The following is a 20,511-nucleotide window of genomic DNA, read 5'->3' on the forward strand; positions in this document are numbered from 1 at the left end:
GCCCTCGCGTTCAGCGACCGGCGGCCGGTCCCTCCCAGTAACTGCCCTGCACCATGGCTCGCAGGCTGCCGTGGTGCAGGATCAGTGTGTCCGGGTCCGGCGGTACGACGACCTCACCGAAGTGCACCTGGCGGTAGGCGACGCGCAGCATGACGATCGCGTGCCGCAGTGCCGCGTACAGTGTGTGGAAGTCCATGTCCCGGGGTGTGTGGCCGGTGAGTTCGGCATAGCGCCGCTCGACGCGGTCACGGCGCAGGAAGTCGGGCAGTCCGCGCTGGCCGAAGCTCGCCGTCAGGTCCTGGAAGAAGCGGTGCAGGTAGACCGTCCAGCCGAGGTCGACCTCGCGCGGGGCGAGGGCCGCCATCTCCCAGTCGAGGACGGCCGCGGGGGCGAACCCGTCGTAGACGACGTTCCCGATGCGCGCGTCGCCCCAGTTGAGCACCGCCTCGCCCTCGTCACGCGGCCACAGCTCGTCGAGCCGGTCGAACGCGCTCTCTATCAGGGGTGAGCATGACAGCCCGTCAATCACCCATTCGTAGTAGGCGCGTTGGGCCTCAACATGACGACGGAGGGGGCTGCCTTCACCCGGGAAGGTCAGGAAGTCTGCTTCCGGCAGCGGGACTTGGTCGTGCAGCCGGGCGAGGAGCCCTACTGAGGCCGCCTCCAGCCGTTCGCGTTCCTGGTCGCTCGCCGCGTGCAGCCAGTTCCCCTCGTACGTGTAGGGCATGACGTCCGGCGGCACGCGCCCCTCGACCCGTTCCATGACGAAGAACGGCGCGCCGAGCGGGGCGGGGTCCTCCTCCAGCCACAGCACCCGCGGCACGGGGAGGTCGGTGCGCTCGGCGACCAGTCTCATCGTGCGGTACTGACGGGGCATGTCGTAGACGGGGAAGACGGTGTACGCCGCCGGGTCCGCCGCCAGCCTCAACGCGCAGGCGGTCAGCGGCGGTTCGGGATGCTCGATGTCGAAGAGCAGGGTCTCGCTGGACATGCCGTTGGACTCGGGGACGGTGACGTTGGCCGCCTTGGCCCCCGGGAGGCGGGCGGTGAGCCAGGCGGTCAGCCTTCGGCCCAGTTCCTCCGGGTCGCGGGTGGTCGTGCGCGGGCGCGGTGCCGTGGCCATCTCGTTCCCCCTCAGGGCGCGACCGAGTCGAAGCCGGTGAACCCACTCGGATCGTGGCGGCCGAACGAGCCGTGTTCGAAGATCCCGTGGCCGACCTGCCCGTCCAGCGTGCAGCGGGCCGCGTGGTCGATCACCCCGTACGCGGCGCGGGGGTGCGCGGACGGGTCGGAGAGGTCGTAGGCGCGGCGGTCGGTCCAGTCGCGCCCGACCCAGGTGCCGTGCTGCCAGTCGCCGGCGGGCGGATAGCCGGCGCCTACGGCGAGCGGGGAGGAGGTGAGCATCTCCACGTCCAGTTCCATGGGCTTGCGGTCGCCCGGACGGGTGAGGTGGATGACGGCGGACGTGGGGTGGCGGCTGCCGGAGCGATAGGTGATGTCGGTCTGGGGCCAGCCGAGTTGCAGGTCGCGCTCCGCGTTACGTACGAGTGTCGCGTCGTTCAGCGTCCGGTAGCCGTCGGCGTCCTCCTGGACGACGACCATCAGGAAGCGGTCCTCGAACCGGACCGGGCACCACAGCCAGTGGAAGCCCTCCGTCGGGTTCTCCTCGGCGAGCCGGCCGCCCTCCTCCCCCGGGATCGGGCGCACGCCCCAGCTGCGGTCGCGGGTGCCGGTCCAGCGGCCGCGCTCCAGGCGTATCTCCTCGCCGCCGATGCGGATCCAGCCTTCGCAGTGCCCCGCCTGCACGAAGCGTTTGCCCTCCAGCGTGAGTCGGCCGCCGCGCCGCTGGAGGTGGTGCGGCTCCCACAGGGCCGGGAAGTCCGCCGTCCAGGTGATCTCGTACGACAGTCCCTCCGGGTCGGCGGGATCGGCCGCGCAGCTCAGCACGAAGGTCTTCAGGGGGCGCTCGACGCGGATGCGCAGCGGGCCGACGGCGAGGCGCATCCGGTCGTCCCCGAGCGCGTCCGAGGCGCGCACGGCGTGCAGGCGGTCACCGAGTCGCAGGGTGGCGTAGGCGTCGACGACCCCGACGTTCGGATAGACGCCGAGACCCAGGATCAGCAGCGCCCGGCCCTGGTGGTCGAAAACGTGGAAGATGCAGCGGTCGTACGCGTTCCGGTCCCCGGTCGCGAGGTGCTTCATGGACAGGGGCACCTGGTGCACGGGGTACTCGTCGAGGGCAACGGGGCGGTCGTCGGGCACGGCAAGCCTCCCTGGGGGCACGGCGGTTGACGTCCCCCGGAGAGGTGCGGCCCCCGGCGGCGCCAGTTGACGGTACGTCAGATGGCGGCCCGGGGCCAGACACCTGCGCGCCGGGGCGCCCCCCGTACGGGCCGGCCGCGAACCCACGCTCGATTACGCGGGCGGGTGACCTGCGCGCTCGCCCGCGCGTTGCCCCGGTATGACCCCCACCTATGCGGCGACCGAGCGGCCTCGCCGGATCTTCGTCCCGGCTCCGGCAGAATCGGTTCGGCCGGCAGCCGCCGCGCCGCCGCCCCAGGATCCCCCCATCTACCGCGCGCTGATCCGCGCCTGGGCCGAGCGCGGCCGCACGCTGCCGGGGCGCCACGACCCGGAGTGGGTCCGGCTGGTGGCGCCGCCGGTTCTCTACGGCTATGGGCAGTTCAGTGTGACTCCGGCCCCGCGAGGTGACGGGCGATGACCATCCGCTGGATCTGATTGGTGCCCTCGACGATCTGGAGGACCTTGGCCTCGCGCAGATAGCGCTCGACCGGGAAGTCCGCGGTGTAGCCGTACCCGCCGAGCACTTGGACGGCGTCCGTGGTGACCTTCATCGCCGTGTCCGTGCACAGCAGCTTCGCCATGGCGGCCTGCTTGGCGAAGGGCCGCCCCGCGTCACGCAGCCGTGCCGCGGCCAGGTAGAGCGCCCGGCCCGCCTCGATCTGCGTCGCCATGTCCGCGAGCATGAAGCGCAGGCCCTGGAAGTCGGAGATCGGCCGGCCGAACTGCTCGCGCCCGGTCGCGTACGCGACGGCCTCGTCGAGGGCCGCCTGGGCGACGCCGATGGCGCAGGCCGCGATGCCGAGCCGGCCGGAGTCGAGCGCGGCGAGGGCGATCGCGAAGCCCTGCCCCTCGTCGCCGATACGCCGACCGTCGGACACCCGTACGCCGTCGAAGTGGATCTGCGCGGTGGGCGAGCCCTTCATGCCCATCTTCCTCTCGGGCGGGGCGGCGCTCAGTCCCTCGGCGTGGCCGGGCACCAGGAACGCGGTGATGCCGCGCGGGCCCGCGCCGCCGCTGCGGGCGAGCACGGTGTAGAAGTCGGCGACGCCGCCGTGCGTGATCCAGGCCTTGGTGCCCGTGATCGCCCACTCTCCCCCGCTCTCGGCTTCTCCCCCACCCTCCCGGACGGCCTTCGTCCGCAGGGAGGCGGCGTCCGAGCCGGAGGACGGCTCCGAGAGGCAGTAGGCCCCCAGGAGGCCGCCGCCGAGCATCGCGGGCAGGTACTCGGCCCGCTGTTCCTTGGTGCCGTAGTTCGCCAGGGCGTGACAGGAGAGGGTGTGCACGCTGACGCCGAGGCCGACGGTGAGACGGGCCATGGCGAGCTCTTCGAGGACCTGGAGGTAGACCTCGTACGGCTGGTCGCCGCCGCCGTACTCGGAGTCGTACGGCAGTCCGAGCAGTCCGGAATCGGAGAGCAGGCCGAAGATCTCGCGCGGGAAGCGTCCGGCGTCCTCCTCCTCGGCCGCCTTCGGGGCTATCTCGCGCTGCGCGATGTCACGGACGAGCGAGATCAGATCCCGGGCCTCGTCCGTGGGCAGTTGACGGTCCACCGGCTGCGGGGCGCGGTCGGGCATGGCGACGCTCTCCTCCCTGTCGGGCGCATCGGCGCACGCGCGCCAGGGGTGGGGCGGCGTCGCCGGGTCTCACGGCCCAGCCGATGCTGTCGTTCCAGGGTGGAGAACGGCCTGATCAGCGGCTGTGGCGCTGTGAGTATGCCCGTTCGGGGGCACCGAGTCACCAGTCGACGACCGCTTACCAAGAGAAAGGGGAACCGATCCGGCCGCACCGCCCAATTGGTCCGAACCATTGACGCACTGGTCTAGTCCTCCTACTGTTCCCTCAACGCCTCACCGCGTTCATGCCAAACAGCACGCGCAGGTCCCAGCATGCCTCCCCCACGCTCCCCTCCCCCACGAGGAGAACCGATGCTCCGACCGCACCGCCCCCGCTCCCGCTTCCGAGCGCTCCTGTCCGCCGCCTGTTGCGCCGCCCTCGGCGCCACGCTGCTCGCCGGCGCGGGCACGGCGACCGCGACCACCGCGACCCCCTCGGCCCAGCAGGCCGCCGGTTCCAAGGTCGTCGGCTACTTCACGGAATGGGGCGTCTACGACCGGAACTACCACGTCAAGAACGTCGAGACGTCCGGCTCGGCCGCCAAGCTCACCCACATCAACTATGCCTTCGGCAATGTCACCGGCGGCAAGTGCGCCATGGGCGACGCCTACGCGGCGACCGACAAGGCGTACACCGCCGACCAGTCGGTGGACGGGGTCGCCGACACCTGGGACCAGCCCCTGCGCGGCAACTTCAACCAGTTGCGCAAGCTGAAGAAGAAGCACCCGAACCTCAAGGTCCTCTGGTCCTTCGGCGGTTGGACCTGGTCGAGCGGTTTCGGTGAGGCCGCCAAGAACCCGGCCGCGTTCGCGCAGTCCTGCTACGACCTGGTCGAGAACTCCAAGTGGGCGGACGTCTTCGACGGCATCGACATCGACTGGGAGTACCCGAACGCCTGCGGCAACACCTGCGACACCAGCGGCAGGGCGGCCTTCAAGAACGTGATGGCGGCGTTGCGGGCGAAGTTCGGCTCCGGCAACCTGGTCACCGCGGCGATCACGGCGGACGCCACCGCGGGCGGCAAGATCGACGCGGCGGACTACGCGGGCGCGGCGCAGTACGTCGACTGGTACAACCCGATGACGTACGACTTCTTCGGCGCCTGGGACGCGGCCGGCCCCACGGCTCCGCACTCCCCGCTGAACTCGTACAGCGGTATCCCCAAGGCGGATTACCACACCTCCGCCACGATCGCGAAGCTCAAGGGCCTGGGCATCCCGGCCTCGAAGCTGCTGCTGGGCATCGGGTTCTACGGGCGCGGCTGGACCGGCGTCACCCAGGCGGCCCCCGGCGGCACGGCCACCGGACCGGCGGCGGGAACATACGAGCAGGGCATCGACGACTACAAGGTGCTGAAGACGAAGTGCCCGGCGACGGGCACGGTCGGCGGCACGGCGTACGCCAAGTGCGGTACGAACTGGTGGAGTTACGACACCCCGTCGACCATCGCGGGGAAGATGACCTACAAGAACCAGCAGGGCCTGGGCGGCACCTTCTTCTGGGAGCTCAGCGGTGACACCTCGAACGGGGAGCTGATCAAGGCGATCAACTAGCCTGTGTCGTAGCTGAGTCGGGGCGGGGGTTCGGTTGCCCCCGCCCCTCGCTCAGGTCCCCCGGCGGGCCGGCTGCGGGGCCCGGTAGGTGGGGTCGAGCTCCTCGACCGCGCGCATCGCGCCGCCCAGCATCTTCACCAGCAGCTCGCGGACCGTGTCGCGCGGCAGGGCCGGGTTGCCGATCCAGTCGAGGGTCGCGCCCTCGACGCTGTAGAGCCAGCCGAGCAGCGCCATACGGGGCAGCGGCGCTATCTTGCGTGTGCCGTAAGCCCCTTCGGCGATGGTCTCGACGATGACCTCGCGCACGCCCTCGCGGATACTCTGCACGTCGGTGTCGAAGCCGACTCCGCCGGTGATGATCGTGCGGTACGCGGCCTGGTTGTGCTCGGCGTAGCGCAGATAGCCGTCGATGGTGCGGTGCACCCGCTCGACCGGGGGCAGTTCGAGGCCGCTCGCCGCCCGGGAGATCAGGTCCGCGACCGAGTCCTCGACGATCGCGAGGTAATAGCCGCGCTTGGACTTGAAGTAGTAGTAGATCAGCCCTTTGGCGACATGCGCCTGGCGTGCGATGTCGTCCATCGACAGCGCGTCGTAGGACGTGTCGGCGAACAACTTCCGCCCGATGGCGATGAGTTCGGCGCGGCGCGCGAGTGAGCGATCGGTGCCGCGCGCCCGGGGGCGGTCGACGGCGCGCTGTTGACTATGATTCAATTCCAGCCCTAGTCTCCGACTGCCAGCGGGACGTTGGCAGTATGGCAGACCGGTACCACCCACTCGTTCGCCCCTGATCGACCGGGCGCGGTCTTGGGGGAAACTGTCGTGTGGGCTCAGCGCGCCCTGGCGTCCGCCGGTTCAGTTCACAGCAGGTCCGCCGGTCCGGTTCACAGCAGGCCGAGCTGGGTGACGAGCATCGCGAGGACCACGACGAAGGTCCAGCCCGCGACGTGTTCGAGGATCTTGGGGCCGTCGTCCTTGGGACCGCCGGTGCGGGCGCGGAGTCGGGTGGCGGTGGCGGAGCTCGCGGTCATGGTTTCTCGCTGACGTAGTGGTGCGGTGACATCCCCCGCCTCACGCCGGCTCCCCACCGACCCGACCACCTTGCCACCGGAACGGGTTTCAGCGGTAGAGACCTGGGTCACCCCGGACACCTCGAACACCTCGACGGGACACGCCGGACACTTCGACCACCTTCGAATACCTCGCCTTTCGGCAACGATGCGTCGGGGGTGTGGGTCTCCTCACAGGACAGTGGTCAGCCAACCGAAAGGTCCTCGATGAGCACGTTCCGGACGCCTCGCCGCAGAGCCCGCCTCGCTCTGGCGGCGGCGGCGATCACGGTGGCAGCCGCCTTGACGGGGCCTGTCTCGCAAGCCGCCGGCTCCCCGTCCGCCCCCACGTCCCCGTCCGCCGCGCCCTCCCCGGGTGCGCCGGGCCTCGGCGACCCGATCTTCCCGCTCGACGGCAACGGCGGCTACAGGGTGAACCGCTACCTCCTCGACTTCGACTGGCAGGCACCCAGGACGCCCTTCGAGGCCGCCACGACGGTCAAGGCGACCGCCACCCAGGCCCTGTCCCGCTTCGACCTGGACTTCGCGGGCAACACCCTGCACACGGTGACCGTGGACGGGACGACCGCCAGGGCCGTGCGCGACGGCGACGAACTGGTGATCACCCCGGCCAAGCCGCTCGCCAAGGGCAAGCCCTTCACGGTCAAGGTCACCTACACCGCCGACCCGACCCAGACACGGCACCGCGACGACGCCATCGAGGACTACGGCTGGATCCCCACGCCGGACGGCACGGTGTTGTACCCACAGCCCAACGGCGCCAAGATGATCTTCCCGTCGAACGACCACCCGAGTCAGCGCGCCCCGATCACCTTCCGCATCACCACCCCGCCGGGCCTGGCCGCCGTCGCGGGCGGCGAGCTCACCGGCCGCGCCGAGCAGGCGGACGGGCGCGTGAAGTGGACGTACGACTCCGAACAGCCCCTCGCCACCCAGCTCGCCCAGCTGGCGATCGGCAGGTTCACCTTCGTCGACAGCACCGGTCCGCACGGGCTGCCGATCCGCGATGTGGTCCCGGACGACCTGGTCGCCTCGACCGAGCAGTACCGCAAGCTCACGGCCGACCACATCGCGTGGCTGGAGGAGCGGCTCGGCCCCTACCCCTTCAACCGCTACGGCCTCCTCGTCGGCGACACCGACCTGGGCGTGGCCCTGGAGACACAGACGCTCTCCCTGATCCCGAAGGCCGACCTGCTCGGTGACCGGGTCAGCGCCGAGCGCAACCTGGTGCACGAGCTCACCCACCAGTGGACCGGCGACAGCGTCGGCATCAAGAGCTGGTCCGACCTGTGGCTGAGCGAGGGCCACGCCCGCTTCTACGAGCGGCTGTACTCGCAGGCGCACGGCGGCGACAGCTTCGAGGCCACGATGAAGACGGCGTACGCGAGCCACGACCAGTGGCGCCACGACTACGGCGCCCCCGCCGAACCGACCGAACCGAACCTCTTCAAGCGGATGCGGTACGACGGCTCGACGCTCGTCCTGTACGCGCTGCGCGAGAAGGTCGGCCAGGAGACGTTCGGGAGGATCGAGCGGGCCTGGGTCACCGAGTACCGCGGAAAGATCGCCAGTACCCAGGACTACGTCGACCTGGCGTCCCAGGTCGCGGGCCAGGACCTCGACGGCTTCCTGCACCCGTGGCTCTACGGCGCCAAGACCCCGCCGATGCCCAACCACCCGGACTGGGTGGTCAACCCGGTCCAGGGCTGAGGGCCCAGGGCCGAGTGAGGGGGCGGCACCACGGGGGTCGCCCCCTCGCTCAACGGACTCCGACCGCCTTGAGCGCCTCGCACTGCCCCGCCGACGGACTCGCCGGGAAGTACAGGTAGCAGACCCCGCCGGTACCGGAGACGACGTTCCCGGAGGCGTTGTACCTCTTGGTACGGAGCCAGATGTTCTCCCACTCGCGCCGCTTGTAGACGCGGCGCACGGCGTCGTCGCCCGGCGAGGCGGGGTCGTTGGCGATCACATCGCCGCCCGCGGTGAACCCGATGACGGTCATGAGGTGGCCCGAGGTCCCGTACCCCGCCCCCGTCAGCTCGGACTTCAGGAACGACTGGGACGTTATGGCCGGGATGCCGGCGGCGATCAGCGTCTCCAGGTCGGTGAGCGAGCGGAGGCGGGTGACCACCCCCTGGAGGTCCTTGTACGTCGCCGCGTACGCCGCGTTGAAGGGCCAATTGCCGCAGCCGCCGTACTGGTAGTCGTAGGTGAAGCGGGCCGCGTGGCACACCTGCGGGTCGGCGAAGGCCGGGTCGACCCAGGCGAGTTGCTCCGCCGTGGGCCTGCGCCCCCAGTACTCGATGATCATCTGCGAGGAGGTGGGGCTGCACCAGGCCTCGCCGCCGTTGTCGTACTCGGGGTACTGGCCCGCGTGGATCTCCTGGGAGTAGCGCGGGACCGTCAACTCCTTCGCGAGCCCGGGGGTGGAGGCCGGGACGGTGAAGCGGTCGGGGATGTCGGAGCCCATCGCGCCGAGCCGCCACACGGTGGGCGTGAGCCCGGAGCCCGGCGTGCGGTACAGGGTCAGACGGAGCCGGTACGAGACGAGGCGCAGGCCCGAGGCCGCGTCGTCGATCGAGAAGGTGTCCGTCGAGATGCTGCTCTTGCCGTCCTTCTGGTTGTCCACGGAGGTCCGCTTGATGTCCTGGTCGCCGGCCGCCCAGCGGCCCATCACGTACCAGGGGGTGGCGGTGCCGTCGGAGTACGTGCCCGTGAGCTCGACCTGGAGCCAGGTGCCCGCCGGGGTGTGCGCGTTCCAGGAGGCGATGGCCTCGGTGGCGGGGACGGCGAGCCGGTGGACCGGCGAGGTCCAGGTCGCGTACTCCCAGGTCGCGGTCTTTCCGGTGTGCGGATCGGTGTAGTCCGCGGTGCCGGCCGGGGTCGCGATCACCAGGCCGGGACGGGCGGCCTCGAGGGCCCGCGTGCCCTTCGCGGTGCCGGTCCGCCAGTCGGCGTACGAGGTCCAGGCCCGGTTGTCCACGCGGCCCGGACCCGCGTGCGTGTGCGCCGCCCCGGCCGGCGTGGCCGCGGCCGCGGTGCCCGCGGTACCGGTCGCCGCCGCGGCGACCGCCACGGCCAGCAGGGCTCTGCGGGACGGCTGTGAAGCTCTGGTCATGGGTGGGGGACCCCCAGTTCGTCCGGAAGCGGCGGCTCCCCACTATGGACGGTGGAAGGCGGCTCCTGCCAGCACTTCGGCCTGTGCCGCGCCCACCAATATTGGTCGCAACCACTGGCATGACCTGCGACGCCTCGGTTCCGGCGGGGGCGCGCCGACCGCCACTAGAGTGTTCCCCGTACAGGGGTGCGTGTGCCCGCCGGGCGGATGCGCCCGCGTCTCACCGCACCTCGGGAACCGTCATTCGCGACCTCGCCGCGCGCCTGCGTGCCCTGCCGCCCTCCTGCGGACCCGTCCGCCTGATCGGTGTCGACGGGCACGCCGGCTCCGGGAAGACCACCTTCGCCGGACGGCTGGCCGCGGCACTGGGCGACGTGCCCGTGCTGCACCTCGACGACATCGCGACGCACGAGGAGCTGTTCGGCTGGACCCGGCGGCTGCTGCGCCAGGTGGTCGAGCCGCTGAGCCGGGGCGAGACAGCGCGCTACGTCCCGTACGACTGGAGCGCCCGCGCCTTCGGTCCGGTCCGCGAACTGCCGCCCGCGCCCGTGATCCTGCTGGAGGGGGTCGGCGCCGGCCGCCGGGCACTGCGCCCGTATCTCGCGCGGCTGCTGTGGATGGAACTGGCGCGCGACGAGGCCTGGACACGAGGGCGGCGACGGGACGGCGAGGCGCAGAGCGCGTTCTGGGCCGGGTGGGTCGCCGCCGAGCGTCAGCACTTCGTCGAGGATCCCTCAAAACCCTTTGCCGATCTTCTGGTGCGGCAGTGTTCTGAGGGATACGAGGTGTTTTCGGGACCCACTGGGACCGCTGGACCGGACCAGCCCCTCACTCACGGTGACGGATCATCCGCAATGTGCTGAACTTGTGAAGAGCCTTGCGAGGGAAGTTCCCTCAGTGCCTCAACTCGGCTTGACCCGGGGGCCGTACAGGACTTACGTTCTGAATGTGCGGTCTTTCGAAGCCGCCCGCAGTCGCGAAGCCCCCGGTTGTTCCCCCGTGATCGGGGGCTTCGTTCTGCCCACACCCTCTCTTTTCGGGCGCTCCACGCCGCGATTCGCTCACCCTCGGTCACCGAGTCAAGTGCGCCCCATCTGCTCCCACCTCGTGGAACGGGGGCGTGCGGCACCCTTCGGCACGCCCATGAACCGCAGGTACGATGCCTCTCGGTGCGACCTTCGGACGGCTGCTCTGCGCACCGGTGCAACTCCCGTCCGCGGCACAGGGGTTCGACCAAAGCTGCCGACGGGCACCGGCCCGTTCGGAGAAGCATCGGGGGCACGGTTTGTGGGGGACGTGATGGACTTCGGCATGCAGGGCCCGGAGGCCCCGGCCGACCTCGCCTGGATGCGAGGTGTGGACGCCTACACCATGGGCGCCTATCCGCAGGCGGAGGAGGAGTTCCGTACCGCGGTCCGGATGGACCCGGGCATGGCGGACGGCTGGCTCGGACTGCACGCGCTGCGGGTGGACACGACGACCGCGCTGCTGCGGATGTTCCGGCACCGGGACCGCTTCGGTGAGCAGCGCTCGCGCCACCGGCGCACGCTCAACTCCTGGTACTGGCTGGGCTGGTGGGTGCAGCCGGTACTGGAGAGCCCGCGCGATCTGCTGCTCGCGCACGCCTCGCACTGGCTGGACGGCCGCCATGTGCCCGAGCTGGACCGGGCGCTCGCGGGGCTGCCGCCGGTCGACGCCGATCATCAGGTGCGGTTTCTGCACGCCTGCCGGGCCTATCTGGTCAAGGACTGGGAGCAGCTGGTCCGGCACACGGATCCGCTGATCGACGACCCCATGCTGGGCATAGAGGCCGGCCTCTTCGGCGGCATGGCCCGGGTCCGCCTGGAGATGTTCGGCCAGGCGGAGCCGCTCCTCTCCTCCGCGCTGATGCGCTGCCGCAGCGAGCAGCCCCAGCGCAAGGAGCTGCGGTACTGGCTCGCGCGGGCCCACGAGGGCACCGGGCGGTCGGCCGCCGCGCTGCCTCTGTACCGGGCGGTGCACCGCGTCGACCCGGCCTTCATGGACACCTCGGCCCGGTTGGCCGCGATCTCCGAGGGCGACGGGTACGACGATGCCGCCGCCGACCTCGCGGCGATCACCCTCGCCGGGGTCGGGCAGGACGTCATGGACGGCCCCGACGGAATCGATCCCCTCTTCGGCGTCGAGGGCCGCGACCTGAAACTCTCGGAGCCCGATCCTCTCCCGCCGGGCGCGCTGCCGCCGGAGACCGACGTGGTGCGCGAGAAGGCCGTGGTGCCGGTGCAGCCGTTGCCGGCCGGGCCGACCGACCCCGCCTTACTTGACGAAGCGCTCGCCGAACTGGAGCGCATGGTCGGGCTGGAGCCGGTGAAGCGCCAGGTCAAGGCGTTGTCGGCGCAGCTGAACATGGCGCGGCTGCGGGCCGGACAGGGCCTGCCCGTCCAGCCGCCGAAGCGCCATTTCGTCTTCTCCGGCCCCTCGGGCACCGGCAAGACCACGGTGGCTCGCATTCTCGGACGGGTCTTCTACGCGCTCGGTCTGCTCGGCGGTGACCACCTCGTGGAGGCGCAGCGGGCAGACCTCGTGGGCGAGTACCTGGGCCAGACCGCCGTCAAGGCCAACGAGCTGATCGACTCGGCGATCGGCGGGGTCCTCTTCGTGGACGAGGCGTACGCGCTGTCGAACTCGGGCTACGGCAAGGGGGACGCGTACGGGGACGAGGCGCTGCAGGTGCTGCTGAAGCGGGCCGAGGACAACCGCGACCACCTCGTGGTCATCCTCGCCGGCTACCCGGAGGGCATGGACCGCCTCCTGGCCGCCAACCCCGGCCTCTCCTCCCGTTTCACCACCCGGGTCGACTTCCCCTCCTACCGCCCCCTGGAACTCACCTCCATCGGTGAGGTGCTCGCCGCCGAGAACGGTGACATCTGGGACGAGGAGGCGCTCGACGAGCTCCGCTCCATCGCCGGGCACGTGGTCGACCAGGGCTGGATCGACGAACTCGGCAACGGCCGGTTCCTGCGCACCCTGTACGAGAAGAGCTGCGCGTACCGGGACCTGCGTCTCTCCGGTTACCCGAACACACCCTCCCGCGACGATTTGTCGACACTCCGGCTGCCGGACCTCATGCAGGCGTACGGGGAGGTGCTGTCGGGCCGGGGCCCCCAGGATCCGTCAGCAATGTAACCAACGTCCCAGCCGAACAACCAGGCGCAGGGGGAATCGGGGCGTAGCCCCGGTCTGGGGGTGTGGGGAGCCGCGCGAGCAGCTCCCCACACGGTGGCGTCAGGTTGCCAAGGCCTGCTCGGGGGTCTCGCTGAGGCGGGGTTCCTTCAGCGGCGTGGCCACAGCGGCAGCGCCGACGTCCCGATGGGCCGGGTCGCGTACCTCGCCCACCAGGAGCTCCAGGACGTCCTCCAGCGCGACAAGACCCAGAACCTTGCCCGACGCGTCCGCGACCTGCGCGAGGTGCGTCGCGGCGCGGCGCATCACGGTCAGGGCGTCGTCCAGCGGGAGTTCGGAGCTCAGGGTGGTCATGTGTCGCCACAGGTGCTGGGGAACCGCCCGTTCGGACTCCTCCAGGTCGAGTACGTCCTTCACATGCAGATAGCCCATGAAGGCGCCGTTCTCCGCGACCACCGGGAACCGGGAGTACCCGGTGCGGGCGGTGAGCGCGACGACCTGGCCGGGGGTGACGGAGGGGCCGACGGTGACCAGGGAGCCGTGGTCCAGGAGGACGTCGGTGACCGGGCGGGAGCCCAGTTCCAGGGCGTCTTCGAGGCGTTCCTGCTCCTCGGGGTCCAGCAGGCCCGCCTGACCGGAGTCCTCGACGAGCCGGTTGAGCTGCTCGCTCGTGAAGACCGCCTCGACCTCGTCCTTGGGTTCGACCCGGAAGAGTTTCAGGATGAGGCGGGCGCAGGCGCCCAGGGCGACGGTGACGGGACGGCACAGGCGCGCGAAGGCCACCAGGCCGGGGCTCAGCCACAGCGCCGTCTTCTCGGGCGCGGCCATCGCCAGGTTCTTCGGGACCATCTCGCCGATGACGAGGTGGAAGAAGACGACGAGGGCGAGCGCGATGACGTATCCGAGGGGGTGGATCACCCCTTCGGGGAGGTGCACCGCCTCGAAGACGGGCTCCAGCAGGTGGGCGACCGTCGGTTCGGCCACCGCGCCGAGCGTCAACGAGCAGATGGTGATGCCGAACTGGGCCGCCGCCATCATCTGCGGCAGCCGCTCCAGGCCGTAGAGGACCTGTCGGGCGCGGGCGGTGCCGAGGGGTTCGATCTGGCTGCGGCGTACGGAGACGAGCGCGAACTCGGCGCCGACGAAGAACCCGTTGGCGAGCACCAGCAACACGGCGAACAGGAGTTGGAGCACGCTCATCGGACGGCCTCCGGCGCGGCAGCCGCGTCGGCGGTCCTGACCAGCCGGACCCGTTCGGCCCGGTAGTGCCCGACCTGGCGTACCGAGAGACGCCAGCCGGGCAGTTCGGCCTTGTCGCCGGGGGCCGGGATCCGGCCGAGCAGATCGGCGACGAGGCCCGCGACGGTCTCGTACGGGCCCTCGGGCACGTCGAGGCCTATGCGCTGCAGCACGTCGACCCGGCAGCTGCCGTCGGCGTCCCAGGCGGGCCGCCCGTCCTCGGGCGGTACGGCGGCGAGCTCCGGCAGGTCCTTGGCGTCGTGCTCGTCGCGGACCTCGCCGACGAGTTCCTCGACGATGTCCTCCAGCGTGACCACGCCCGCCGTACCGCCGTACTCGTCGACGACGACGGCGATCGGCTGCTGGTTGCGCAGCTGCTCGAGCAGGGGCTGCACGGGCAGCGTCTCCGGGACCAGCAGCGGGGCCTGGGCGATCCGGCCGACGGGGGTGCGCAGCCGGTCCTGGGAGGGGATCGCCAGGGCGTCCTTGAGGTGCGCCATGCCGACGATCTCGTCGATCCGCTCCCGGTAGACGGGGAAACGGGAGAGGCCGGTGGCGCGGGTGAGGTTGACGACGTCCTCGGCCGTGGCGGAGGACTGGAGCGCGCTGACCCGTACCCGCGGGGTCATGACGTGCTGCGCGGTCAGGTCGGCGAGCGAGATGGTCCGTACGAAGAGATCCGCGGTGTCCTGCTCCAGGGCGCCGGCCTGGGCCGAGTGCCGGGCCAGGGAGACGAGCTCGCCGGGGGTGCGGGCGGAGGCCAGCTCCTCGGCGGGTTCGACACCCAGGGCCCGTACGAGCCGGTTGGCGACCGTGTTGAGCGCGGCGATCACCGGCCGGAAGAGGCGGGAGAAGACGTGCTGCGGACCCGCGACGAAGCGGGCGACCTGAAGCGGCTTGGAGACCGCCCAGTTCTTGGGCACGAGTTCGCCGATCACCATCTGCACGGCCGCGGCGAGCAGCATGCCGACCACGACGGCGACACCGGACACGGCGCCCTCGGGCACTCCGATCGCGGTGAAGGGTCCGTGCAGCAGTTCGGCGAGCGCCGGTTCGGCGAGCATGCCGACGACGAGCGAGGTGATGGTGATGCCGAGCTGGGTGCCGGAGAGCTGGAAGGACAGCTCCTTGAGCGATTCGACGACCGTACCGGCCCGTCGGTCGCCTTCGGCCGCCGCCTTCTCGGCGTCGGGCCGCTCGACCGTGACGAGGCCGAACTCGGCCGCCACGAAGAAGCCGTTGGCGAGGATCAGCAGGAACGCCGCCCCAAGGAGCAGCAGGGGGATGGTCATGATGCCGCCGCCTCGATATGTCGGGAGGGGGCGGCGCAGGTACTACAGGACGATCCGTCCATCGCTGGAGGGAGTCACTCCTCGGGTAGCAGGGGGCCTCTGAGTCACCAGGTGGAAAATCAGCGGCGGAGGCGCAACGAAAACGCCTCCGCCAACAGATTAATCAAGACATGGGCCCGTACGGCAGGGTGGAAGGCCGAGAGTCAGCCGTGATGTTGCTCCGGGTCGCCGATGGAGCGGGCCTCGGCGAGCGCGCGCAGGGCGCGGGCGTCCTGGATCGCGCGCTGTTTGGCGATGCCCGGCTGGATGCCGAGCACGGGCAGGCTGGTGCCGTCACTGAGGTTGAGGAACACCCAGGGGTCGCCGGGTCGCAGGTTGACCTGGAGGATCTCCGCCCACTCCAGGTGTCGCCTGCTGGTGATGTTCACCACGGTGACGCCGGTCTCGTCGGCGACGACCTTGGGCCGCGAGAGCATCAGCAGGACACCGAAGAGCAGCGCGCCGATGAAGATGAAGCTGAGCTTCTCGCCCGGGCTGAGCTGTTCGAGGAGCATCGCGACCGTCGCTATGACGACGAAGATCGCGACGCCCGCGGTGAGCAGCACGGCCCGGGTGAGGGACGGCCGGAACGTGACGGGGAGCGTGGGAAGGTCGGGCATGGCTTCGGTCGGGGTCCTCAGAGGCGGCAGGCGTGGATGGCCGTGGTCAGGATGGCCCGCGCGCCGAGCGCGTACAGGTCGTCCATGATCTGCTGGGCCTCCTTGGCGGGCACCATGGCACGGACGGCGACCCAGCCCTCGTTGTGCAGCGGGGAGATGGTCGGCGACTCCAGGCCGGGCGTGAGCGCGACGGCCTTCTCCAGGTGCTCGGCGCGGCAGTCGTAGTCCATCATCACGTACGTCCGTGCGACCAGGACGCCCTGGAGGCGGCGCAGGAACTGCTGCACCTTGGACTCGGCGTCCTCGGAGGTGTCGGCCCCGACCCGGCGGATGACGACGGCCTCGGACTTCATGATCGGCTCACCGAAGACCTCGAGGCCCGCGTTGCGCAGCGAGGTGCCGGTCTCGACGACGTCCGCGATGACCTCGGCGACACCGAGTTCGATCGCCGTCTCGACGGCGCCGTCGAGGTGGACGACGGAGGCGTCGATGCCGCTGTCGGCGAGGTGCTTGGCCACGATGCCCTCGTAGGAGGTGGCGACCGTCATGCCGCCGAGGTCCTCGATGCCCTTGGCGGTGCCGGGCTTGGTGGCGAAGCGGAACGTCGAGCGGGCGAAGCCGAGCGGGAGGATCTCCTCCGCGTTGGCGCCCGAGTCGATGAGCAGGTCGCGGCCGGTGATGCCGATGTCGAGGCGGCCGGAGGAGACGTAGATCGCGATGTCGCGGGGGCGGAGGTAGAAGAACTCGACCTCGTTGCCCGGGTCGACGATGCGCAGTTCCTTGGACTCCCGGCGCTGCTGGTAGCCGGCCTCATGCAGCATCTCCGCCGCAGGGCCTGACAGGGAACCCTTGTTGGGGACGGCGATGCGCAGCATGAGGTCGGCTTCCTTCGTTCGTGCGTACGATACGTACGGGATTGCGGGGTTTACGGCTCAGAGGTGGGCGTACACGTCGTCGAGGGAGATCCCGCGCGCCACCATCATCACCTGAACGTGGTAGAGGAGCTGCGAAATCTCCTCGGCGGCGGCGTCCTTGCCCTCGTACTCGGCGGCCATCCAGACCTCGGCGGCCTCTTCGACGACCTTCTTGCCGATGGCATGGACGCCCTTGCCGACCAGTTCGGCGGTGCGCGAAGTGGTGGGATCGCCGGAGGCGGCCTTGTGCTGGAGCTCGGTGAAGAGCTCCTCGAACGTCTTCTTGGACATGATGCTGCCCACCCTACGCGCTACCGCCCCTGCCTCAGTGCCAGGGTTCGGATACTGAGCGCAGTGTGGCCGCGGTCGCCACGGCGGCCGTCACCGCCTCGTGTCCCTTGTCCTCGTTGGAGCCCTCGATACCCGCACGGTCGAGAGCCTGCTCCTCGGTGTCGCAGGTCAGCACGCCGAAGCCGATGGGGACGCCGGTGTCGATGGAGACCTGGGTGAGGCCCTGGGTGACACCCTGGCACACGTATTCGAAATGCGGGGTACCGCCGCGGATGACGACGCCGAGCGCGACGATCGCGTCGTAGCCGCGGCCCGCGAGGACCTTGGCGACGACCGGCAGCTCGAAGCTGCCGGGGACCCTGAGCAGGGTCGGCTCGTCGATCCCGAGCTCGTGCAGGGCGCGCAGCGCGCCGTTGACGAGGCCATCCATCACCTTTTCGTGCCACTGTGCCGCGATGACCGCGACGCGCAGGTCGCCGCAGTTGCGTACGGACAGTTCAGGTGCACCCTTGCCGCTCACGTCTCTCCTCAGTGCTTTCTTGTTACTGGTTGCCGCAGGCGGACACGGTGGCCGTGTCGAGCCAGGGCAGGTCGTGACCCATCCGGTCCCGCTTGGTGCGCAGGTAGCGGAGGTTGTGCTCGCCCGCCTGTACGGGCATCGGCTCCCGGCGCGTGACCTTGAGGCCGTGCCGGACCAGCGCGTCGGTCTTGTCGGGGTTGTTGGTCAGCAGGCGCAGGCTGTGGACGCCGAGGTCCTCCAGGATCTGCGCGCTCGCGCCGTAGTCCCGGGCGTCGGCGGGCAGGCCGAGTTCCAGGTTGGCGTCGAGGGTGTCGCGGCCGCGCTCCTGGAGCTCGTAGGCGCGCAGCTTGGACAACAGGCCGATGCCGCGCCCCTCGTGCCCACGCAGGTAGACCACGACGCCCCGGCCCTCGGCCTGGATGCGCTCCATGGAGGTCTGGAGCTGGGGGCCGCAGTCGCAGCGCAGCGAGTGGAAGATGTCGCCGGTCAGGCACTCGGAGTGGACACGGACGAGGACGTCCTCGCCGTCGCCGATCTCGCCGTGCACCAGGGCGACGTGCTCGACGCCGTCGACGGTGGAGCGGTAGCCGTACGCCGTGAACTCGCCGAAGGCGGTGGGCAGTTGCGTCTTGGCCTCGCGGCGGACGGTGGGCTCGGATGGGGGTGCCCCCTGCTCGAGCGAAGTCGAGAGCTTAGGGGAGCGGCGGTAGGCGATCAGGTCCTCGATGGAGATGATCGTCAGACCGTGCTTGCGGGCGAACGGGATCAGCTCGGGCAGCCGGAGCATGCGTCCGTCCTCCCCGGCGATCTCGACGATCGCGCCGGCCGGGCGCAGGCCCGCGAGCCGGGCGAGGTCGACGGCGGCCTCGGTGTGGCCGTTGCGGACGAGGACACCGCCGGGCTTGGCGCGCAGCGGGAAGATGTGGCCGGGGCGCACGAAGTCGCCCGCCTCGGCCTCGCCGCCGGCCAGCAGCCGCAGTGTGGTGGCGCGGTCGGCCGCGGAGATGCCGGTGGACACGCCGTGGGCGGCGGAGGCGTCCACCGAGACGGTGAACGCGGTCTTCATCGACTCGGTGTTGTTCTCGACCATTTGGGGGAGCTGGAGGCGGTCGAGTTCGTCGCCCTCCATGGGCGCGCAGATCAGCCCACGGCACTCGCTCATCATGAAGGCGATGATCTCGGGGGTCGCCTTCTCGGCGGCGATGACGAGGTCGCCCTCGTTCTCCCGGTCCTCGTCGTCGACGACCACGATCGGTCGGCCCGCCGCGATGTCGGCGATGGCCTTCTCGACCGGGTCGAGTGCGAAGTCCGAAGCGTCTTCATCGTGGCCCGTGCTGTACCAAACGGGTGCCGTGGTCATGCGGGGGCTCCTTCCAGGACGGGCTGCCCGGCCTTGCGGGAGCGCAGCCACCAGTCGCGCATGCCCGACAGGACGAGCGCGCCGTAGACGACGTAGACGAAACCGGAGAAGGCGTAGCCGTTGGCGAAGTTGAGCGGGACGCCCACCACGTCGACCAGCAGCCAGGCGAACCAGAACTCGACCATGCCGCGGGCCTGCGCGTACATGGCGACGATCGTGCCGACGAAGATGTACGCGTCCGGCCAGGGGTCCCAGGACAGGGTCGGGTACGCGTGGAACAGACCGCTGACCGCGAGCGTGCCGACGGCGGCGGCACCCACCATGTAGGCGCGCTCGCGCCAGGTGGCGAACCGAACGGAGATGTGGCCGCCCTGGCCCTCCGCCTTGCCGCGGTTCCACTGCCACCAGCCCCACACGGCGACGACGATGACCACGACCTGCTTGCCGGCGCTGCCGGAGAGATGGCCGCTGGCGAAGGCCGTGAAGAGGACGACGCCGGACAGGAGCTGTACGGGCCAGCTCCATATGGAGCGCAGCCAGCCGAGTGCGAGGCCGATCAGACCGATGATGTTGCCGATCATGTCCGACCACTTGATGTGCTGTCCGAGGAGCGTGAACGCCTCGGAGTTCAGCCAGTTCACCGACCGCTCCCCTGGGTGTCGGGCAGCGCGACCGGCTGCTCGCCACGGGCGCCGAGCAGTCGCTCGACGTACTTGGCGATGACGTCCACCTCGAGGTTGACCGGGTCGCCGGCCTGCTTGTGGCCGAGCGTGGTCAGGTCGAGGGTGGTGGGGATGAGGCTGACGGTGAAGAAGTCCGGGCCCGCGTCGACCACCGTCAGGCTGATGCCGTCGACGGTGATGGAGCCCTTCTCGACCACGTAGCGGGAGAGGTCCGCGGGAAGGGAGATCTTGACGATCTCCCAGTTCTCGGACGGCTTGCGCTCGATGACCGTTCCCGTGCCGTCGACGTGGCCCTGGACGATGTGGCCGCCGAGGCGCTCGCCCACGGCCATCGGGCGTTCCAGGTTGACGCGGGAGCCGACGGTCAGGGCGCCGAGGCTGGAGCGGTCCAGGGTTTCGGCCATGACGTCGGCGGTGAATTCGTCGCCTTCGTGTTCGACGACCGTGAGACAGACGCCGTTCACGGCGATGGAGTCGCCGTGCTGTGCGCCCTGCGTGACGACGGGGCCACGCAGTCGGAAACGGGAGGCGTCGTCGAGAATTTCGACGGCGGTGACCTCACCCAGCTCTTCGACGATTCCGGTGAACACTTCCCGGGTCCTCCTGCCTCATGGGGCACGGACTCCGGGGCCTGTCGATGACGACAGAATGAGCGGACTGCGACACCGGGAGCGAGCCGCATGGGGCGACACGTCCCGAAGGACGCGCCGAAACAAACGGCAGCGCGCACGAATG

Annotated in this window: 19 protein-coding genes; 4 read left to right on the top strand and 15 right to left on the bottom strand. The window is 70.4% G+C overall.

All coding sequences use genetic code 11. The annotated features are described in order from the left end of the window. Positions 1-10: 10 nt before the first annotated feature. From KVT44_RS05630 to KVT44_RS05640, 3 genes are all read right to left on the bottom strand, one after another. Positions 11-1,123 (bottom strand): phosphotransferase family protein, encoded by a 1,113-nt coding sequence (locus tag KVT44_RS05630; protein WP_217566304.1) that lies wholly within the window; start codon positions 1,121-1,123, stop codon positions 11-13. A gap of 11 nt (positions 1,124-1,134) precedes the next feature. Further along, positions 1,135-2,262 carry a hypothetical protein gene (locus KVT44_RS05635; RefSeq protein ID WP_217566305.1) on the bottom strand — a complete coding sequence of 376 codons (1,128 nt, stop codon included), beginning with the start codon at positions 2,260-2,262 and terminating at the stop codon, positions 1,135-1,137. A 422-nt stretch (positions 2,263-2,684) separates the two neighbouring features. Next, on the bottom strand, positions 2,685-3,878 hold the full coding sequence (locus KVT44_RS05640; RefSeq protein ID WP_190173419.1) for an acyl-CoA dehydrogenase family protein: 1,194 nt from the start codon (positions 3,876-3,878) through the stop codon (positions 2,685-2,687). A 351-nt stretch (positions 3,879-4,229) separates the two neighbouring features. On the opposite strand from KVT44_RS05640, the gene KVT44_RS05645 reads away from it, so the two are divergent. Further along, the gene (locus tag KVT44_RS05645) at positions 4,230-5,471 is read left to right on the top strand and encodes a glycoside hydrolase family 18 protein (RefSeq protein ID WP_217566306.1); all 1,242 of its coding nucleotides are present in this window, start codon (positions 4,230-4,232) and stop codon (positions 5,469-5,471) included. 51 nt (positions 5,472-5,522) lie between these two features. Here KVT44_RS05645 and KVT44_RS05650 read toward each other — a convergent pair whose 3' ends face one another. Beyond that, a complete protein-coding gene (locus tag KVT44_RS05650) occupies positions 5,523-6,182 on the bottom strand; it encodes a TetR/AcrR family transcriptional regulator (RefSeq protein ID WP_099923821.1) in 660 nt (219 codons plus the stop codon). A 170-nt stretch (positions 6,183-6,352) separates the two neighbouring features. Beyond that, positions 6,353-6,499, bottom strand: coding sequence for an SCO1431 family membrane protein (locus KVT44_RS05655; RefSeq protein ID WP_107096575.1), 147 nt, complete (start codon positions 6,497-6,499; stop codon positions 6,353-6,355). Between the two features lie 246 nt (positions 6,500-6,745). Here KVT44_RS05655 and KVT44_RS05660 point away from each other — a divergent pair, with 246 nt between their 5' ends. Next, the gene (locus KVT44_RS05660) at positions 6,746-8,248 is read left to right on the top strand and encodes a M1 family metallopeptidase (protein WP_217566307.1); all 1,503 of its coding nucleotides are present in this window, start codon (positions 6,746-6,748) and stop codon (positions 8,246-8,248) included. A 49-nt stretch (positions 8,249-8,297) separates the two neighbouring features. Here the strand turns inward: KVT44_RS05660 and KVT44_RS05665 are convergent, their stop codons facing one another. After that, a complete protein-coding gene (locus tag KVT44_RS05665; protein WP_217566308.1) occupies positions 8,298-9,656 on the bottom strand; it encodes a peptidase C39 family protein in 1,359 nt (452 codons plus the stop codon). Positions 9,657-9,898: 242 nt separating this feature from the next. On the opposite strand from KVT44_RS05665, the gene KVT44_RS05670 reads away from it, so the two are divergent. Together KVT44_RS05670 and KVT44_RS05675 are read left to right on the top strand one after the other, a co-directional pair. Beyond that, positions 9,899-10,519, top strand: a complete 621-nt coding sequence (locus tag KVT44_RS05670) for a uridine kinase (RefSeq protein WP_217566497.1) — start codon at positions 9,899-9,901, stop codon at positions 10,517-10,519. A gap of 436 nt (positions 10,520-10,955) precedes the next feature. Then, positions 10,956-12,821 carry an AAA family ATPase gene (locus KVT44_RS05675; protein ID WP_060902403.1) on the top strand — a complete coding sequence of 622 codons (1,866 nt, stop codon included), beginning with the start codon at positions 10,956-10,958 and terminating at the stop codon, positions 12,819-12,821. Between the two features lie 99 nt (positions 12,822-12,920). Here the strand turns inward: KVT44_RS05675 and KVT44_RS05680 are convergent, their stop codons facing one another. From KVT44_RS05680 to KVT44_RS05720, 9 genes are all read right to left on the bottom strand, one after another. After that, a complete protein-coding gene (locus KVT44_RS05680; RefSeq protein WP_099923818.1) occupies positions 12,921-14,018 on the bottom strand; it encodes a hemolysin family protein in 1,098 nt (365 codons plus the stop codon). Beyond that, complete coding sequence (locus KVT44_RS05685) at positions 14,015-15,349, bottom strand: hemolysin family protein (protein WP_217566309.1); 1,335 nt, start codon at positions 15,347-15,349, stop codon at positions 14,015-14,017. Before KVT44_RS05685 ends, KVT44_RS05680 begins: the two co-directional genes overlap by 4 nt. A gap of 203 nt (positions 15,350-15,552) precedes the next feature. Continuing rightward, the gene (locus tag KVT44_RS05690) at positions 15,553-16,008 is read right to left on the bottom strand and encodes a PH domain-containing protein (RefSeq protein ID WP_054236269.1); all 456 of its coding nucleotides are present in this window, start codon (positions 16,006-16,008) and stop codon (positions 15,553-15,555) included. A gap of 17 nt (positions 16,009-16,025) precedes the next feature. Further along, positions 16,026-16,883 (bottom strand): ATP phosphoribosyltransferase, encoded by an 858-nt coding sequence (hisG, locus tag KVT44_RS05695; RefSeq protein ID WP_099923816.1) that lies wholly within the window; start codon positions 16,881-16,883, stop codon positions 16,026-16,028. Positions 16,884-16,940: 57 nt separating this feature from the next. Further along, a complete protein-coding gene (locus KVT44_RS05700; protein WP_099925810.1) occupies positions 16,941-17,213 on the bottom strand; it encodes a phosphoribosyl-ATP diphosphatase in 273 nt (90 codons plus the stop codon). A 34-nt stretch (positions 17,214-17,247) separates the two neighbouring features. Then, entirely contained in the window at positions 17,248-17,733 is a 486-nt protein-coding gene (gene ribH / locus KVT44_RS05705) for a 6,7-dimethyl-8-ribityllumazine synthase (protein ID WP_067366149.1), read from the bottom strand. Between the two features lie 22 nt (positions 17,734-17,755). Then, positions 17,756-19,093: a bifunctional 3,4-dihydroxy-2-butanone-4-phosphate synthase/GTP cyclohydrolase II gene (locus KVT44_RS05710; RefSeq protein WP_217566310.1), complete on the bottom strand. Its 1,338-nt coding sequence runs from the start codon at positions 19,091-19,093 to the stop codon at positions 17,756-17,758. After that, complete coding sequence (pnuC, locus tag KVT44_RS05715; protein WP_190173411.1) at positions 19,090-19,734, bottom strand: nicotinamide riboside transporter PnuC; 645 nt, start codon at positions 19,732-19,734, stop codon at positions 19,090-19,092. The genes KVT44_RS05710 and pnuC overlap by 4 nt, the downstream gene beginning before the upstream one ends. Then, entirely contained in the window at positions 19,731-20,366 is a 636-nt protein-coding gene (locus KVT44_RS05720; protein WP_054236274.1) for a riboflavin synthase, read from the bottom strand. The genes pnuC and KVT44_RS05720 overlap by 4 nt, the downstream gene beginning before the upstream one ends. Positions 20,367-20,511: the final 145 nt, after the last annotated feature.

The sequence above is a fragment of the Streptomyces sp. GbtcB7 genome, assembly GCF_019091445.1.
In the GTDB taxonomy this organism is placed as follows: domain Bacteria; phylum Actinomycetota; class Actinomycetes; order Streptomycetales; family Streptomycetaceae; genus Streptomyces; species Streptomyces mirabilis.

Coding starts and splice junctions, on each gene's coding strand:
- KVT44_RS05630 (WP_217566304.1), bottom strand. CDS start 1,123: ATGGCCACGGCACCGCGCCCGCGCACGACCACCCGCGACCCGGAGGAA.
- KVT44_RS05640 (WP_190173419.1), bottom strand. CDS start 3,878: ATGCCCGACCGCGCCCCGCAGCCGGTGGACCGTCAACTGCCCACGGAC.
- KVT44_RS05645 (WP_217566306.1), top strand. CDS start 4,230: ATGCTCCGACCGCACCGCCCCCGCTCCCGCTTCCGAGCGCTCCTGTCC.
- KVT44_RS05655 (WP_107096575.1), bottom strand. CDS start 6,499: ATGACCGCGAGCTCCGCCACCGCCACCCGACTCCGCGCCCGCACCGGC.
- KVT44_RS05660 (WP_217566307.1), top strand. CDS start 6,746: ATGAGCACGTTCCGGACGCCTCGCCGCAGAGCCCGCCTCGCTCTGGCG.
- KVT44_RS05665 (WP_217566308.1), bottom strand. CDS start 9,656: ATGACCAGAGCTTCACAGCCGTCCCGCAGAGCCCTGCTGGCCGTGGCG.
- KVT44_RS05675 (WP_060902403.1), top strand. CDS start 10,956: ATGGACTTCGGCATGCAGGGCCCGGAGGCCCCGGCCGACCTCGCCTGG.
- KVT44_RS05680 (WP_099923818.1), bottom strand. CDS start 14,018: ATGAGCGTGCTCCAACTCCTGTTCGCCGTGTTGCTGGTGCTCGCCAAC.
- KVT44_RS05685 (WP_217566309.1), bottom strand. CDS start 15,349: ATGACCATCCCCCTGCTGCTCCTTGGGGCGGCGTTCCTGCTGATCCTC.
- KVT44_RS05690 (WP_054236269.1), bottom strand. CDS start 16,008: ATGCCCGACCTTCCCACGCTCCCCGTCACGTTCCGGCCGTCCCTCACC.
- hisG (WP_099923816.1), bottom strand. CDS start 16,883: ATGCTGCGCATCGCCGTCCCCAACAAGGGTTCCCTGTCAGGCCCTGCG.
- KVT44_RS05700 (WP_099925810.1), bottom strand. CDS start 17,213: ATGTCCAAGAAGACGTTCGAGGAGCTCTTCACCGAGCTCCAGCACAAG.
- KVT44_RS05710 (WP_217566310.1), bottom strand. CDS start 19,093: ATGACCACGGCACCCGTTTGGTACAGCACGGGCCACGATGAAGACGCT.